Origin of the sequence: Legionella waltersii (genome assembly GCF_001468085.1) — a bacterium.
Taxonomy (GTDB): Bacteria; Pseudomonadota; Gammaproteobacteria; order Legionellales; family Legionellaceae; genus Legionella; species Legionella waltersii.
In genome coordinates, this window is the sequence record NZ_LNZB01000059.1 from 481 (window position 1) to 809 (window position 329).

Below are 329 nucleotides of genomic sequence, written 5' to 3' on the forward strand. Positions count from 1 at the left end.
GATTGAGGGTCTATTAAATGATTCAGTCGTTGATTATCTACGGGCTGCGCAAAGCATTATCGGCCTTAGGAAAAAATATGGCGATGACCGCCTGGAGGCCGCTTGCCGTAGGGCACTTGCCTTTCAAAGCGTACATTATAAAACAATCAAGACAATGTTAGAGGTTGGGGCTGAAAAGCAAGCCTTACCGCATGAGGAAGAACCAACAACATTAGCCAAACCCTATTCGGTAGGTGGAAAGTTCTGCCGGAATACGTCCCACTTATTACACTAACACAAACAACAGGAGATAGAATGATGACAAACCCAATGCCCGAGCTGTCTTCGCA

At 45.9% G+C, this 329-nt stretch carries 1 pseudogene; it reads left to right on the plus strand.

Features of this window, described 5'->3' with window-relative positions:
- Positions 1-274: pseudogene (locus Lwal_RS17960) on the plus strand (IS21 family transposase); the annotation flags it as partial.
- Positions 275-329: the final 55 nt, after the last annotated feature.